A 14,629-nucleotide genomic window follows, 5' to 3' on the forward strand; every position below is an offset into this window, starting at 1 on the left:
CCTGGCGGGTGTCAAAAAATAAAAACGGGCACGCCTTCGTGCGAGGGCATGCCCGCTAAAATTCCGTCGGTCGCGCGCGAAGCGCGTCAGTGCACGCTCACCGCCTGCAGCTCGTTGCTCCAGGCGTTCGCGATCGCGGCTTCGCGGCTGTCGGTCAGCATGATCGGCGTGCCGTCGGCGGCGTGGAGCGCGAACAGTTTGAGGCCCGGCGCGATTTTTGGGGCTTGCGGAAACAGGTCCGGCACGTCTTCGGAGCGGATCTGCTTCACATAGGCGATATGACCTTCGCCGAGGGTCGCCAGCGTCTCGGCTGACAGGTTCTTGGCTTCTTCGTATTCGAACGCAACAATACCATCACTCATGGTCTCGACTCCTTCAGGAGACTAAGCGGTCGAGTCCGCTACTCGTTCCATTATTCGTGCTCATTGATAGCGATTGTCTTAACGATCCTTTCCGGTTCCGGCCGGGCAAGATCAACAGACAACAACCCGTTCTTCAAATCCGCACCCAGCACCAGCATCCCCTCCGCCAGCACGAAGGTGCGCTGGAAGTGGCGCGCGGCGATGCCGCGATGGATGTATTGCCGGGACTTGTCGTCCTGCTGACGCCCGCGGATCACGAGCTGGTTTTCCTCAATGGTTACATCGAGTTGGTCGCGGGTGAAGCCGGCGACCGCCAGCGTGATGCGCAGTCGTTCAGGCGCGCCGTCCGACCGTTCGCACCTCTCGATATTGTAGGGAGGGTAACCGTCGGCGCCTTTGACGACGCGATCGAGCACGCGCTCAATCTCGTCGAAGCCCAGAAGGAACGGACTGGATAACGTGGGAACACGAGACATAGTTTACAAAGTCCTCTCGAAGCGACTTTGACGTTTCAGGGCCCGGAAGCGGCGCCCCTTGGTCAGCAATATGGGCATATCCCCGTGCAGGTTCAAGCACCTAGCGGGACCCTTGCACAGCCGTCGCCCTTCAATCGCTCCCGGAATGACCAGAGGCGTCCGGCTACTGTGCATGGGGTTGTTTCGATGCTTTTATCGCCCCGGCCGGAAAAGCCCGTCTCACGCCTCGATTCGGGTCCTGCCGTCGCCGCTGAACAGGTGCAGCTTTGCCCTGATGGCCGCGACCCGGATTTTCTGGCCGATCGGGGGCGCCTCGGCGCCGGGGATGCGGACGATGATCTCCCCCGGCGGCAGCTCGCCGGGCGTGGCGGCAACGCGCTCCCCGTCATGGCCCCGCGCGCCATAGACGAAGGTTTCGGCGCCAACGCGTTCGATCGCCTCCACGGTGAGCGGAAGCGCGACGCCGCCGGCGGGCGTCTGGTCGGTGATGACGAAATCCTCGGGCCGGATGCCGAGGATGCCGGCGTCAGCGCCGCCGCCATTGGCGCCGAGCTGCGACTTGATCTCGTCCGGGCGCGTCGACATCAGGTTCATCGGCGGCGCGCCGATGAAGGAGGCGACGAAGGTGGTGGCCGGCTTCTCATAAATGTCGAGGGGATTGCCGACCTGCTCGACCTGGCCGCCATTCATCACGACAAGGATGTCGGCGAGCGTCATCGCCTCGAGCTGGTCGTGCGTGACGTAGATCGACGTGGTGTTGAGGCGGCGCTGCAATTTGCGGATCTCGACGCGCATGGCGATGCGCAACTTGGCGTCGAGGTTGGAGAGCGGCTCGTCGAACAAGAACACTTTTGGCTGGCGCACGATGGCGCGGCCCATCGCGACGCGCTGGCGCTGGCCGCCGGAGAGCTGGCGCGGCTTGCGCTCGAGCATCGGCGCGAGCTCGAGGATGCGGGCGGCTTCCTCGACCCGGGTCTTGATCTCGGCTTCCGGCATGCCGCGGTTGCGCAGGCCGTAGGCCATGTTGTTGTAGACGCTCATATGCGGATAGAGCGCGTAGTTCTGGAACACCATCGCGATGTCGCGATCGGCGGGCTCGACCTGGTTGACGACGCGGCCGCCGATATCGATATCGCCGCCGGTGACGGTTTCCAGCCCCGCCACCATGCGCAGCAGCGTGGACTTGCCGCAGCCGCTTGGGCCGACCAGCACGCAGAACTGGCCGTCGCCGACATCGACGTTGACGCCCTTGATGGCCTCGAAGCCGCCGGGATAGGTTTTTCGGACGTTGCGCAGGGTGACGTTGGCCATAACTTCTTACTTCTCCGTCTCGACCAGGCCGCGCACGAACAATTTCTGCATGGCGATGACGACAAAGACCGGCGGCAGCATCGCGAGCACGGCCGTCGCCATCACGACGGGCCATTCCGTCAAAGCGTCGGTAGTGGTGATCATCTTGCGGATGCCGATCTGGATGGTCTGCATGTCGTCGCGGGTGGTGATCAGCAGCGGCCAGAGATATTGATTCCAGCCGAGGATGAAGAGGATCACGAACAGCGCGGCCATGTTGGTGCGCGACAGCGGCAGCAGCGTATCCCAGAAGAAGCGGAACGGGCCCGCGCCGTCGATTCGCGAGGCTTCCAGCAGCTCGTCCGGCACGGTCATGAAGAACTGCCGGAACAAAAGCGTTGCGGTGGCCGACGCGATCAGCGGCAGCGACAGGCCGGCATAGCTGTCGAGCATGTGCAGGTCGGCGACGATCTTGTAGGTCGGGTAGATGCGCACTTCGACCGGCAGCATCAGGGTGATGAAGATGATCCAGAAGATCGGCATCCGGAACGGAAAGCGGAAATAGACGATCGCATAGGCCGAGATGATCGAGATCGCGATTTTGCCGACCGCGATCATCAGCGCCATGATCAGCGAATTGAGCATCATGTTGCCGACCGGCTCGCGGGTCGTGCCGCTCGTGCCGACGAAGATGGTCTGGTAGTAGGTCTTGAGGAACTCGCCGCCTGGCAGCAACGACATCTGCCCATTGGCGATGACGGCGTTGTCCTGGGTGGAGGCGACGATCGCCAGATAGACCGGGAAGGCGACGATCGCGATTCCGATCCACAGGATGACGTGGGCGACGTAACGCCGGATGCCCTCTTGCTCGACCATCAGTAGGTCACCTTGCGTTCGACGAAGCGGAACTGGATTCCGGTCAGCACGATGACCATGATCATCAGGATCACCGATTGCGCCGCGGAGCTGCCGAGATTTCCGCCGAGCAGGCCGTCGGTATAGACCTTGTAGACCAGCGTCTCCGTCGACTTGCCGGGACCGCCGCGGGTCATCGTGTCGATGATGCCGAAGGTGTCGAAGAAGGCGTAGACGATGTTGACGACCAGCAGGAAGAAGATGGTCGGCGACAGCAGTGGGAACGTCACCGTCCAGAACCGTCGCATTGGGCGCGCGCCGTCGATCGCGGCGGCCTCGAGCACGCTCTTGGGGATGCTCTGCAGGCCGGCGAGGAAGAACAGGAAGTTGTAGGAGATCTGCTTCCAGGCCGCGGCGAGGATGATCAGCGTTGCGGCCTGGTTACCGTCGAGCAGCGGATTCCAGTCGATGCCCATGCCGCGCAGATAGCGCGAGAGCACGCCGAGCGAGGGGTGCAGCATGAAGATCCAGAGCACGCCGACCACCGGCGGGGCGACCGCATAGGGCCAGATCAGCAGCGTGCGGTAAACGGTGCCGCCGCGCAGCGGCTTGTCCGCCATGACCGCGAGCAGCAGTGCAAGCGACAGCGACGACAAGGCGATCGCGAACGAGAAGGCGAAGGTGCGGACGATCGCCTCGAAATAGGCGGGCTCCTTGAACAGGTCGATGTAGTTCTCGAACCAGACGAAGCTGGTCGAGAGACCGAAGGCATCCTGGAGCAGGAACGACTGGATGACCGCCTGCAGGGCCGGCCAGTAGAAGAAAATCAGGACGATCGCGAGTTGCGGCGCAACCAGCGCGTAGGGCAACAGCTTTGATTGGAAGATGGATTGCTTTTGCATGATGTCGGGTCAGTGGCAGGCCGCGAGATGCGGCCTGCCAGTTTGGTGCCTCAAACCATCATGTCAGCGGACGGCGGTTTTTTCAAACTGCCGCAGCATGGTGTTGCCGCGCTCGACGGCGGCATCGATCGCCTGCTTGGCGGTCTTCTTGCCAGCGAGCGCCTGCTCGATCTCTTCGGCCCAGACGTCGCGGAGCTGGACCATGTTGCCGAGCCGCAGGCCGCGCGAATTCTCGGTCGGCTCCTTGTTGGTGAGCTCCAGGAGCGGCGTCTCGAGATAGGGCTGGTCCTTGTAGAAGCCTTCGGCCTTGGCCTTCTCGTAGGCAGCCTTGGTGATCGGCAAATAGCCCGAGGCCTTGTGGATATAGACCTGACGGTCGGTGTCCGAGAGGAAGGTCAGGAATTTCGCGACGCCCTTGTACTCGTCGGCCGACTTGCCGCCCATGACCCAGAGCGAGGCGCCGCCGATGATCGAGTTCTGCGGTGCGCCCTTGGCGTCCGGATAGTACGGCATCGGCACGGCGGTGAAGGCGAACTTGGCCTGCGCCTTGACGTTGCCGAAGAACGCCGAGGACGTCAGGTAGATCGGGCACTCACCCGAGGTGAAGCGGCCTTCGCCGGTGTTGGTGCGGCCGGCGTAGTCGTAAGTCTTGTCCTTCTGCAGCTCGACCAGGTTTTCGAGATGCTTGACCTGAAGCGGGCCGTTGAACTCGAGCACGGTGTCAAAGCCGTCGAGGCCGTTGGCTTTGCTGGACAGCGGCACGTTGTGCCAGGCGGAGAGCTGCTCGAGATTGACCCAGGTGACCCAGGAGTTGGAGAAGCCGCAGGTCGCGTGGCCGGCAGCCTTCAGCTTCTTGGCGGCGTCGAATACCTCAGGCCAGGTCTTCGGGATCTCGACATTGGCCTTCTTGAGCTCGTCGAGATTGATCCACATGACCGTCGACGACGAGTTGAAGGGGAAGGAGAGCATCTCGCCCTTCGTCGTCGAATAGTAGCCGGTGATCGCGGGCAGATAGGCTTTTGGATCGAACTTTTCGCCGGTCTCGGCCATCAGCTTGTAGACGGGCTTCACGGCGCCGGTCGCGGCCATCATGGTCGCGGTGCCGACTTCGAACACCTGCATGATGTGCGGCGCGTTACCGGCGCGGAATGCCGCAATGCCGGCATTCATCGTATCGGCGTAGTTGCCCTTGTAGGTGGGAACGACCTTGAAGTCGGTCTGCGCAGCGTTGAAATCGTTGGCGAGCTTGACGATCACGTCGTTGTTCGCCCCGGTCATCGCGTGCCACCACTGAATCTCGGTCACGGCCAGCGCCGGAGAGGCGCCAAAACCGATCGAGACTGCGAGAGCGGCAGCCGCACCAAAATGTCGAAGAGCCATCAAGAAAACCTCCCTTAGGCCGTCAAAAATGTGCGCTTGCGCTAGCAGCGCCATATGACGTTCACGTGACTGTGTAAGCGGCCGAAACGAAAGCGGCAAGCGCTGGAAAAGGGAAGCCGGAAAATAGGCGAAGACGCGCCCAGGCATGCCGCACCGTTCGCGGTGCATATGCGTGCCCGCGCCGCAGTGCGGCATTTTTGAATTATTCTGCGCGCAGCCTCAGCGCTTGCGGTCGGGACCGCAGACCACGCCCTTGGCCACCAGTGCGTCGATCTCGGCCTTGGCGTAGCCGAACTCGCCGAGCACCTCGGCGGAGTGCTGGCTGAACTTTGGCGGTACCCGGCGCAGGCTCGGCTTTGACCGTTCGAGCCGGATCGGTGACGCCACGCCCTTGTACCAATCCTTCTCGATGACGTCGCCGCGGTGGATGGTGTGCGGATTGGTCAATGCCTGGTCGATCTTCTGCACGGGACCCGCCGGCAGGCCGGCGGCGAGCAGGCGATTGCACAGCGGTTCGGCCTCATGCTGGCTGAACACGGCCGCTAGCTCGGCGCGCAGCGCCTCGCGGTTGGCGATGCGGTCCTTGTTGCGGGCAAAGCGCGGGTCGGTACCGAGCTCCGGCTTGCCGATCTCTTTCGCCAGCTTGCGGAAGGTGCCGTCATTGCCGACGCCGATGAAGATGTTGTCGGTCTTGGTCGGGAAGATCGCGTAGGGCACGAGGTTTGGATGCTCGTTGCCGGTGAGGCCGGGCGGCTTGCCATGCATGAAATAGTTCGCGGTGTGCGGATGCATGATCGCAAGGCCGGTCTCGTACAGCGTGGTCTCGAGGAACTGGCCCTGACCGGAGCGCTGACGTTCGGACAGCGCCATCAAGATGCCGATCGCCGCATAGAGGCCGGTGGTGATGTCGACCAGCGGCACGCCGATGCGCATCGGGCCGCTCTCCGGCGATCCGGTCGCCGCGATCATGCCGGTCATCGCCTGGATGATGGCGTCGTAGCCGGGATTGCCGCCGCGCGGGCCATCGGCGCCGAAACCGCAGATCCGGCAATGCACGAGGCGCGGGAATTTGGCGCGCAGCACGTCGCTGCCGATGCCCCATTTCTCCAGCGTGCCCGGCTTGAAATTCTCGATCAGCACGTCGGCCGTCTCGAGCATCTTGAGCAGCACGACGCGGCCGCCTTCGGAGGCGAGGTCGAGCCCGATCGAGCGCTTGTTGCGGTTGATGCCGACGAAATAGGCCGCGTCCTCGTCGTGGAAGGGAGGGCCCCAGTCGCGCACCTCGTCGCCTGCCGGCGGCTCGACCTTGATCACGTCGGCGCCGTGGTCGGCGAGGATCTGCGTGCAATAGGGGCCGCCGAGCACGCGCGTGAGATCGATGACGCGCAGTCCGCTCATCGCGCCGGTAGCAGCTTCAGAACTCATGGCGGCAACCTCTGCTCAAGCCTAAGTCGATATTCGAGCACAGGCCTAGCGAGGTTCGTTCACGCCAGCAATGGCCTGCCGCGTGTGGGCGCATGCGCCGCCGATCATGCCGTCACGCGGCAAATCGCGCGTAAGCAGCCGGCCCGAGGGGGATCCCGGGCCGGCCGCAGGTCCAGCCTTCGCGTCAGACGACCGTCAGGCGGACGTCGACGTTGCCGCGGGTGGCGTTGGAATAGGGGCATACCTGGTGGGCCTTCGCGACCAGCGCTTCGGCGTCGGCCTTGGCGAGGCCGGGCAGCGAGACGGCGAGATCGATGTCGAGGCCAAAGCCGCCTTCCGAGCGCGGGCCGATGCCGACGGTGGAGGTCACGGAGGCGTCCGCAGGCACCTTCACGCCGCCGCCCTGGGCTGCAACCGCCTTCATCGCGCCGATGAAGCAGGCGGCATAGCCTGCGGCAAACAGCTGCTCGGGGTTGTTGCCGGCGCCGCCGCCACCGCCGAGCTCCTTCGGGGTCGCCAGCTTGACGCTGAAGGCGCCGTCAGCTGTCGAGGCGTTGCCGTCGCGGCCGCCGGTGGCTGTTGCGGTGGTCTTGTAGAGGACTTTCACGGACATGGTCGTCTCCCTGGTGGTCTTCGGTTGGGGTGACACCTATATTGCACACAATTACATTGTGTACAATTGAAATTGGCAAGCCTCACATTTAATTGTTCGCAATTGAATGCGCGGCCGGCCCGGGCCAGAATGCTGGGTAAGTCCGAAGAGGTCAAAATGGTTCGAAAACAACTCGCCGGCGATCAGCCACTCCGGCTCGATAATCAGATCTGCTTTGCGGTCTATTCGGCCGCGCACGCCTTCAACCGGGTCTACAAGCCGCTCCTGGACCTGCTCGGCCTGACCTATCCGCAATATCTGGTCATGCTGGTGCTGTGGGAGCGCGACGACGTGCCGCTCAAGGATATCGGCGAAAAGCTGTTCCTGGATTCCGGCACGCTGACGCCGCTGCTCAAGCGCCTCGAGGCGGCGCAACTGGTCAAGCGCACGCGCTCGACCGAAGACGAGCGCCAGGTGATGATCGCACTGACGGCCCAGGGCCATGCCCTGAAGGAGAAGGCGCGCGCGGTTCCGCAGTCGATCCTGGCGGCCTCGGACTGCTCGGTCTCGGAGCTCGTCGCGATGAAGAACGAGATCGTGGCGCTGCGCGATCGGCTGAATGCGGTGATTGGGGAGTAGCTGAAGCCCGGCTTCGCCCTGCGGGCTACGCCGCGGCAGCCTTCGCTAGCTTCGCTGCGATAGAGTAGCGCGGGCTTGCCGAGCCGAAGCTCGCGAAGCGAGCGAAGGCTGGTGGAGCCAGGCGGGATCGAACCGCCGACCTCTTGCATGCCATGCAAGCGCTCTCCCAGCTGAGCTATGGCCCCGTAGTCCTTAACCGGGATGATCCTGGCGGATCACACCCAACCGGCGAGCCTGGTGACTCGCGCGGTGCACCCTTTTTCACAGATCAGGCGCGATCTCAAGTCTCTTCGTCGCCGCCGACATCACCAATGATGTCGGTCACGTCCTCATCGCCCTCTTCATCGTCGGCGATGAAGGTCGAATCATCGTCATCATCGTCCTCGAGGGTCTCGTCGACCTCGATATCGTCCTCGGACTCGGGCACGGCAGCCTTGACCTTGCCGGTATTCTCTTCGGCATCGGCCTCCTCGAGCGAGACCAATTCCTCGGACTCGGCGGGCTCCGGCGCGGTGTCGGCAGGCATCGGGCTCCGGGCTTCGGCGCCGCGGGTCGCGCGGACCGGTGCCACCGGGGCAATCGGCACGACCTCGCCGGTATAGGGCGAGATCACCGGATTCTTGTTGAGGTCATAGAACTTCTTGCCCGTGGTCGGGCAAATGCGTTTGGTTCCGAGTTCGGACTTGGCCACGGCAGGAATCCTGGGAATGTCTGAAAAGCGGTGCTTCACTTGGCTAGTTGGCGGCCCGCTGTCAATAGCGCATTACGGGAGAAAGACATGCCCGTAAAGACTTGCTCGTAAAGACTTGCCCGTGACGGCACGGGGTCCGTGTGGTACCTGCGCCACGCGCCGCATGGGATATCCGCGGCGCTTGGATCCAGGGACTTAAATCGTGAGCCATTCCGACCAGCGGACACCCCTCCAGTCGCGCGCCAGCGGCCCCCTGACCGGGTCAGTCCGGGTGCCCGGGGACAAGTCGATCTCCCACCGGGCGCTCATCCTGGGGGCGCTTTCGGTGGGCGAAACCCGCATTTCCGGCCTTTTGGAGGGCGAAGACGTTCTCAACACCGCCAAATCGATGCGGGCCCTGGGGGCCCAGGTGGAGCGGACCGGCGATTTCGCCTGGGTCGTGCGGGGCGTCGGCGTCGCCGGCTTTGCCCAGCCCAAGGCCCCCCTCGATTTCGGGAACTCGGGGACCGGCTGCCGGCTGGTGATGGGAGCCGTCGCGGGCTGCCCGATCGCGGCGGTCTTTGACGGCGATGCCTCCCTGCGCAGCCGTCCCATGCGCCGGATACTGGACCCCCTCGAAAAGATGGGCGCCAAGGTCACGGCCGGTGGCGAGGGCGGGCGGCTGCCGCTGACGCTCCAGGGCGCGCGCGATCCGCTGCCGCTCACCTACAAGACGCCGGTGGCCTCGGCCCAGATCAAGTCGGCGGTGTTGCTGGCGGGCCTGGCTGCGCCGGGCACGACCACCGTCATCGAGACCGAGGCGAGCCGCGACCACACCGAGCTGATGCTCAAGCATTTTGGCGCCGACATCACCTCGACCGTGGAAGGCCAGCATGGCCGCCGCATCACGCTGTCCGGGCAGGGCGAACTTCATGGCGCTGAGGTCGTGGTACCCGCCGACCCGTCCTCGGCGGCGTTTCCGATCGTGGCGGCGCTGATCGTCGGCGGCTCCGATCTCGTGCTCTCCGACGTCATGACCAACCCGCTGCGCACCGGCCTGTTCACGACACTGCGCGAGATGGGCGCCTTCATTGAGGAAAGCGAAGTCCGCGGCGACGCCGGCGAGCCGATGGCAAGACTGCGCGTGCGCGCCTCAAAACTGCGCGGCGTCGAGGTGCCGCCGGAGCGCGCGCCCTCGATGATCGACGAATATCTGGTGCTGGCGGTGGCAGCGTCGTTTGCGGAAGGAACGACCGTCATGCGCGGCCTGCACGAGCTGCGCGTGAAGGAATCCGATCGGTTGGAGGCGACCGCCGACATGCTGCGCGTCAACGGCGTGAAGGTCGAGATTGCCGGCGACGATCTCATCGTCGAGGGGCGTGGGCACGTGCCCGGCGGCGGCCTCGTTGCAACCCACATGGACCACCGCATCGCGATGTCGGCGCTGGTGATGGGATGCGCCTCGGACCAGCCGGTGAAGGTCGACGACACCGCCTTCATCGCCACCAGCTTCCCCGACTTCATTCCGATGATGCGCTCGCTCGGCGCGGAGTTTTCATGATCATCGCCATCGACGGACCTGCGGCCTCGGGCAAGGGGACGCTCGGCAAGCGACTCGCGCACCACTACGGCTATCGCCACCTCGATACCGGCGTGATCTATCGCGCCGTGGCCTATGGCCTGATGCAGGCCGGCCAGGACCTGCGGGACGAGGCGGCGGCGGTGGCCGTGGCGCTGGAACTCGATCCGGAAAAGTTCGGCAATCCGGCGCTGAAGTCACATGAGATCGGCCACGCCGCCTCCGTAGTTTCCGCAATCCCGAGGGTTCGCGAGGTCCTCCTGAACTTCCAGCGGCAATTCGCCGCCGATCCGCCCGGTGCCGTGCTTGACGGCCGCGACATTGGAACCGTGATCTGCCCGAATGCCGACGTGAAGATCTTTGTCGTCGCCGACCCAAAAGTCCGCGCCCGCCGCCGCACCCTGGAGGCCCAATCGAGGGGCGAGGCGGCGGACGAGGCGGCTATCCTCGCCGACATCCTCGCGCGCGACGAGCGCGACCAGAACAGGCCGATTGCGCCGCTAAAACCGGCCCCGGATGCTCACTTGCTTGATAACTCTCAACTGGATATAGAAGGCGGCGTCCGGGCCGCCATCGACATTATCGAGGCCGTCCGAGCGGGCCGGCAGCGGGGTTAAGCCGCAGCCGTCATTGGAGGAAGCGCCCGCTCCCGCTCTTTGAGGTCGATAGCTCGGTCCCCTTCTCGGGGACCGGCGACATCCAGGCTCCGGATCAAGATTTTCAACGTATCGAACGCGCGGGCTCTCGCCGGCCCGCTCTTGCTGTTCCCGGTGCGAGTCCGGGACACGAGCGGTCGCTCGAAGGTTCTGCGGACCTTCCGACACTGCGCGCACGATACGCCCTTAAACCCAACGGCCGGCAAGACGTCCGCAACTGGAGAACAAATGGCTTCGACTTCTGCTGATACCTATAGCCCCTCGCGCGACGATTTCGCCGCGATGCTCGATGAGTCCTTTGCCGGCGGCAATTTGCAGGAAAGCTCCGTCGTCAAGGGCAAGGTTGTTGCGATTGAAAAGGACATGGCCGTCATCGACGTCGGCCTGAAGACCGAGGGTCGCGTTGCGCTGCGCGAATTTTCCGGCCCCGGCCGTGAGAGCGACCTCAAGGTCGGCGACGAGGTGGAAGTGTTCCTCGATCGCATCGAAAACGCCCTCGGCGAAGCCGTGCTGTCGCGCGACAAGGCGCGCCGCGAAGAGAGCTGGGGCAAGCTCGAGAAGGCGTTCCAGAACAACGAAAAGGTCACGGGCGTCATCTTCAACCAGGTCAAGGGCGGCTTCACCGTCGATCTCGACGGCGCCGTGGCCTTCCTGCCGCGCTCGCAGGTGGACATCCGTCCGATCCGCGACGTCGCTCCGCTGATGAACAACGCGCAGCCGTTCCAGATCCTCAAGATGGATCGCCGCCGCGGCAACATCGTCGTGTCGCGCCGCACCGTGCTGGAAGAGACCCGCGCCGAGCAGCGTCAGGAGCTGGTGCAGAACCTCGAAGAGGGTCAGGTGATCGACGGCGTGGTCAAGAACATCACCGATTACGGTGCGTTCGTTGATCTCGGCGGTATCGACGGCCTGCTGCACGTCACCGATATCGCATGGCGTCGCGTCAACCACCCGACCGAGGTGCTGACGATCGGTCAGACCGTGAAGGTCAAGATCATCAAGATCAACCACGAGACGCACCGCATCTCGCTGGGCATGAAGCAGCTGCTGGACGATCCGTGGCAGGGCATCGAAGCCAAGTACCCGCTGGGTGCGCGCTTCACCGGCCGTGTCACCAACATCACCGACTACGGCGCGTTCGTCGAGCTCGAGCCGGGCATCGAAGGCCTGATCCACGTCTCCGAGATGTCGTGGACCAAGAAGAACATGCACCCCGGCAAGATCGTCTCGACCTCGCAGGAAGTCGAGGTGCAGGTGCTCGAAGTCGATTCGGTCAAGCGCCGCATCTCGCTCGGCCTCAAGCAGACCATGCGCAATCCCTGGGAGGTCTTCGTGGAAGGTCACCCGACCGGTTCGACGGTCGAGGGCGAGGTCAAGAACAAGACCGAGTTCGGTCTGTTCCTGGGTCTCGAGGGCGACGTCGACGGCATGGTCCACCTCTCCGATCTCGACTGGAAGCTTCCGGGCGAGCAGGTGATCGACAACTACAAGAAGGGCGACATGGTGAAGGCCGTGGTGCTCGATGTGGACGTCGAGAAGGAGCGCATCTCGCTCGGCATCAAGCAGCTCGAAGGCGACCCGTTCGCCGAGCCGGGCGATGTCAAGAAGGGCGCCGTCGTGACCTGCGAAGTGCTCGAAGTGAAGGAAAGCGGTATCGAGGTGAAGATCGCCGGTACCGACTTCACCACCTTCATCAAGCGCTCGGAGCTCGCGCGTGACCGCAACGACCAGCGCGCCGAACGTTTCGCCGTTGGCGAGAAGGTCGATGCCCGCGTGATCCAGTTCGACAAGAAGGCCCGCAAGGTCCAGGTGTCGATCAAGGCGCTCGAAGTCGCCGAAGAGAAGGAAGCCATCGCGCAGTACGGCTCCTCCGATTCGGGTGCGACGCTCGGCGACATCCTCGGCACCGCGCTCAAGAACCGCGGCGAGAACAAGTAAGCGATACGCTCGTTTCGCAAGCATCAAGGCCCCGGCGATCCGCCGGGGCTTTTTTGTTGCCGCAACGAGTAACGCCCTCGTCCCGGACAAGCGTGACTTCGTAGGGTGGGCAAAGGCGCGCTCTTCGCGCGTCGTGCCCACCATCGTTCCGCGCCGGGAAAAGTGGTGGGCACACCTCCGCCTCGGCTCTTCGAGCTGTGGCGGCGGCTTTGCCCACCCTACGGCGCTACTCCGGGACAGGCCTTCATTTCTTCAAATTGCGTCGCAATTGATGTATCCAGATAAGCCGATGGTCACGCTGTGGCTGCAAAACCTGCGCGGCCCATATTTGGAGATTTTTCGATGTCGCTCGATTCGGACATCATCGTCGATCGCCGACGAATCCGCCGCAAGCTGACCTTCTGGCGCGTCGTCGCCGCGCTGGTTGCGATCGTTGCGATCGCAGGTGTTGCGCTGGTGGCCGCGCCCGGTACGCGCGGGACGTTCACCTCGGCCGGCGCGATCGCGCGCGTCAAGATCGATGGCCTGATCCGCAGCGATTCCGAACGCGTCGAGGCGCTGGAGCGACTGGAGAATTCGCGCGCCGCCGCCGTCATCGTTCACATCAATTCGCCCGGAGGCACCACGGCCGGCTCCGAACAGCTCTACGACTCACTGGTGCGGTTGAAGGCGAAGAAGCCGCTCGTGGTCGTCGTCGAAGGCCTTGCCGCCTCGGGCGGCTATATCGGCGCCATCGCCAGCGACCACATCATCGCCCAGCAGAGTTCGCTGGTCGGTTCGATCGGCGTCTTGTTCCAGTATCCGAACGTGGCCGAGCTTCTGAAGACCATCGGCGTCAAGGTCGAGGAGGTGAAATCCTCGCCGCTGAAGGCCGCGCCGAACGGTTTTGAGCCGACCAGTCCCGAAGCGCGCGCCGCGCTCGACGCGCTGGTGAAGGACTCCTTCGCCTGGTTCAAGGGTCTGGTGAAGGAAAGGCGTGGCATGGATGACACGCAGCTCGAAAAAGTGGCCGACGGCCGGGTCTTCACCGGGCGGCAGGCGGTCGACCTGAAGCTGATTGATCAGCTCGGCGACGAGAAGACGGCCGTGACCTGGCTCGTCGAGCAGAAGGGCGTCAAGAAGGGCCTGCCGGTACGCGACTACAAGCTTCAACCGCGCCTCGGCGACCTGTCATTCCTGCGCGCAGCCGCCGCAATGACGCTGGAAGCGCTTGGTTTGAGCTCGATTGCGCACCAGATCGAGCAGAGTGGGGTAGCTCGGGCGGTCGACCGGCTTGGATTGGACGGGATGCTGGCACTGTGGCAACCGGCCGCATCCAATTGAAGTGGAACTGGGCGAGGGCGGGAAGGTTTTCCCGTCCGACGGGTATTGTGACAGGCCCGCTTTTCAGCCCTTGTCACGCAAATTCCCGTCACCCAATCTTGATTTAGCGTCTTGACAGTTCAAGGCATTTTCACGGAAATGGTCATCCGCACGCTTCCGGGTCCTATCTCTCGATGATCAAATCCGAACTTGTTCAGCGCATCGCCGAGCACAACCCGCATCTCTACCAGCGGGATGTCGAGAACATTGTGAATGCGATTCTCGAAGAGATCGTCGCGGCCCTGGCGCGCGGTGATCGCGTCGAGCTGCGCGGCTTCGGCGCTTTCTCAGTGAAGCACCGCCCGGCGCGCGCCGGCCGTAATCCACGCACCGGCGCCCATGTGCCCGTCGACCAGAAGAGCGTTCCGTTCTTCAAGACCGGCAAGGAAATGCGCGAGCGGCTGAACCGCGACCATCCGGATCCCGGCGGCGAATAGGCCGACATCCGGGTTTTCCCGCGTGGCCGCATGTTGCGGCCACAGGCTTGATTCCAAGGCGAGCGA

The 14,629-nt window shown here is 63.8% G+C and carries 15 protein-coding genes and 1 tRNA gene; 6 read left to right on the plus strand and 10 right to left on the minus strand.

Translation table 11 applies throughout. From position 1 onward, the window contains the following. Positions 1 to 86: 86 nt before the first annotated feature. From KUF59_RS01275 to KUF59_RS01310, 8 genes are all read right to left on the minus strand, one after another. A complete protein-coding gene (locus KUF59_RS01275) occupies positions 87 to 362 on the minus strand; it encodes a BQ00720 family protein (RefSeq protein ID WP_212456302.1) in 276 nt (91 codons plus the stop codon). A 50-nt stretch (positions 363 to 412) separates the two neighbouring features. After that, positions 413 to 838: an Hsp20 family protein gene (locus KUF59_RS01280; protein WP_027550085.1), complete on the minus strand. Its 426-nt coding sequence runs from the start codon at positions 836 to 838 to the stop codon at positions 413 to 415. Between the two features lie 219 nt (positions 839 to 1,057). Continuing rightward, positions 1,058 to 2,149 carry a sn-glycerol-3-phosphate import ATP-binding protein UgpC gene (locus KUF59_RS01285; protein ID WP_212456301.1) on the minus strand — a complete coding sequence of 364 codons (1,092 nt, stop codon included), beginning with the start codon at positions 2,147 to 2,149 and terminating at the stop codon, positions 1,058 to 1,060. A 6-nt stretch (positions 2,150 to 2,155) separates the two neighbouring features. Next, entirely contained in the window at positions 2,156 to 3,004 is an 849-nt protein-coding gene (gene ugpE, locus KUF59_RS01290) for a sn-glycerol-3-phosphate ABC transporter permease UgpE (protein WP_212456300.1), read from the minus strand. Continuing rightward, positions 3,004 to 3,885, minus strand: coding sequence for a sn-glycerol-3-phosphate ABC transporter permease UgpA (gene ugpA, locus KUF59_RS01295; RefSeq protein WP_212456299.1), 882 nt, complete (start codon positions 3,883 to 3,885; stop codon positions 3,004 to 3,006). The genes ugpE and ugpA overlap by 1 nt, the downstream gene beginning before the upstream one ends. 63 nt (positions 3,886 to 3,948) lie before the next feature. Continuing rightward, the gene (gene ugpB / locus KUF59_RS01300; protein ID WP_212456298.1) at positions 3,949 to 5,265 is read right to left on the minus strand and encodes a sn-glycerol-3-phosphate ABC transporter substrate-binding protein UgpB; all 1,317 of its coding nucleotides are present in this window, start codon (positions 5,263 to 5,265) and stop codon (positions 3,949 to 3,951) included. A 219-nt stretch (positions 5,266 to 5,484) separates the two neighbouring features. Further along, positions 5,485 to 6,690, minus strand: a complete 1,206-nt coding sequence (locus tag KUF59_RS01305; protein ID WP_249140068.1) for a CaiB/BaiF CoA transferase family protein — start codon at positions 6,688 to 6,690, stop codon at positions 5,485 to 5,487. A 184-nt stretch (positions 6,691 to 6,874) separates the two neighbouring features. Then, complete coding sequence (locus KUF59_RS01310) at positions 6,875 to 7,303, minus strand: organic hydroperoxide resistance protein (protein WP_212456297.1); 429 nt, start codon at positions 7,301 to 7,303, stop codon at positions 6,875 to 6,877. A gap of 156 nt (positions 7,304 to 7,459) precedes the next feature. Between KUF59_RS01310 and KUF59_RS01315 the strand changes: the two genes are divergently transcribed. Then, positions 7,460 to 7,921, plus strand: a complete 462-nt coding sequence (locus tag KUF59_RS01315) for a MarR family winged helix-turn-helix transcriptional regulator (protein WP_212456296.1) — start codon at positions 7,460 to 7,462, stop codon at positions 7,919 to 7,921. Positions 7,922 to 8,030: 109 nt separating this feature from the next. Here the strand turns inward: KUF59_RS01315 and KUF59_RS01320 are convergent. Together KUF59_RS01320 and KUF59_RS01325 are read right to left on the minus strand one after the other, a co-directional pair. Beyond that, positions 8,031 to 8,106, minus strand: a tRNA-Ala gene (locus KUF59_RS01320). Positions 8,107 to 8,201: 95 nt separating this feature from the next. Continuing rightward, complete coding sequence (locus KUF59_RS01325) at positions 8,202 to 8,612, minus strand: TIGR02300 family protein (RefSeq protein ID WP_212456295.1); 411 nt, start codon at positions 8,610 to 8,612, stop codon at positions 8,202 to 8,204. A gap of 202 nt (positions 8,613 to 8,814) precedes the next feature. Between KUF59_RS01325 and aroA the strand changes: the two genes are divergently transcribed. The 5 genes from aroA (at position 8,815) to KUF59_RS01350 (ending at position 14,563) form a co-directional block, all read left to right on the plus strand. Continuing rightward, the gene (gene aroA, locus KUF59_RS01330) at positions 8,815 to 10,152 is read left to right on the plus strand and encodes a 3-phosphoshikimate 1-carboxyvinyltransferase (protein WP_212456294.1); all 1,338 of its coding nucleotides are present in this window, start codon (positions 8,815 to 8,817) and stop codon (positions 10,150 to 10,152) included. Then, complete coding sequence (gene cmk / locus KUF59_RS01335) at positions 10,149 to 10,787, plus strand: (d)CMP kinase (RefSeq protein WP_212456293.1); 639 nt, start codon at positions 10,149 to 10,151, stop codon at positions 10,785 to 10,787. The genes aroA and cmk overlap by 4 nt, the downstream gene beginning before the upstream one ends. Before the next feature lie 267 nt (positions 10,788 to 11,054). Further along, on the plus strand, positions 11,055 to 12,764 hold the full coding sequence (gene rpsA, locus KUF59_RS01340; RefSeq protein ID WP_212456292.1) for a 30S ribosomal protein S1: 1,710 nt from the start codon (positions 11,055 to 11,057) through the stop codon (positions 12,762 to 12,764). Between the two features lie 342 nt (positions 12,765 to 13,106). Further along, positions 13,107 to 14,087, plus strand: coding sequence for a signal peptide peptidase SppA (gene sppA, locus KUF59_RS01345; RefSeq protein WP_212456291.1), 981 nt, complete (start codon positions 13,107 to 13,109; stop codon positions 14,085 to 14,087). Positions 14,088 to 14,260: 173 nt separating this feature from the next. Further along, complete coding sequence (locus tag KUF59_RS01350) at positions 14,261 to 14,563, plus strand: integration host factor subunit beta (RefSeq protein ID WP_140980679.1); 303 nt, start codon at positions 14,261 to 14,263, stop codon at positions 14,561 to 14,563. Positions 14,564 to 14,629: the final 66 nt, after the last annotated feature.

Origin of the sequence: Bradyrhizobium arachidis, from assembly GCF_024758505.1 — a bacterium.
Lineage (GTDB): Bacteria > Pseudomonadota > Alphaproteobacteria > Rhizobiales > Xanthobacteraceae > Bradyrhizobium > Bradyrhizobium manausense_C.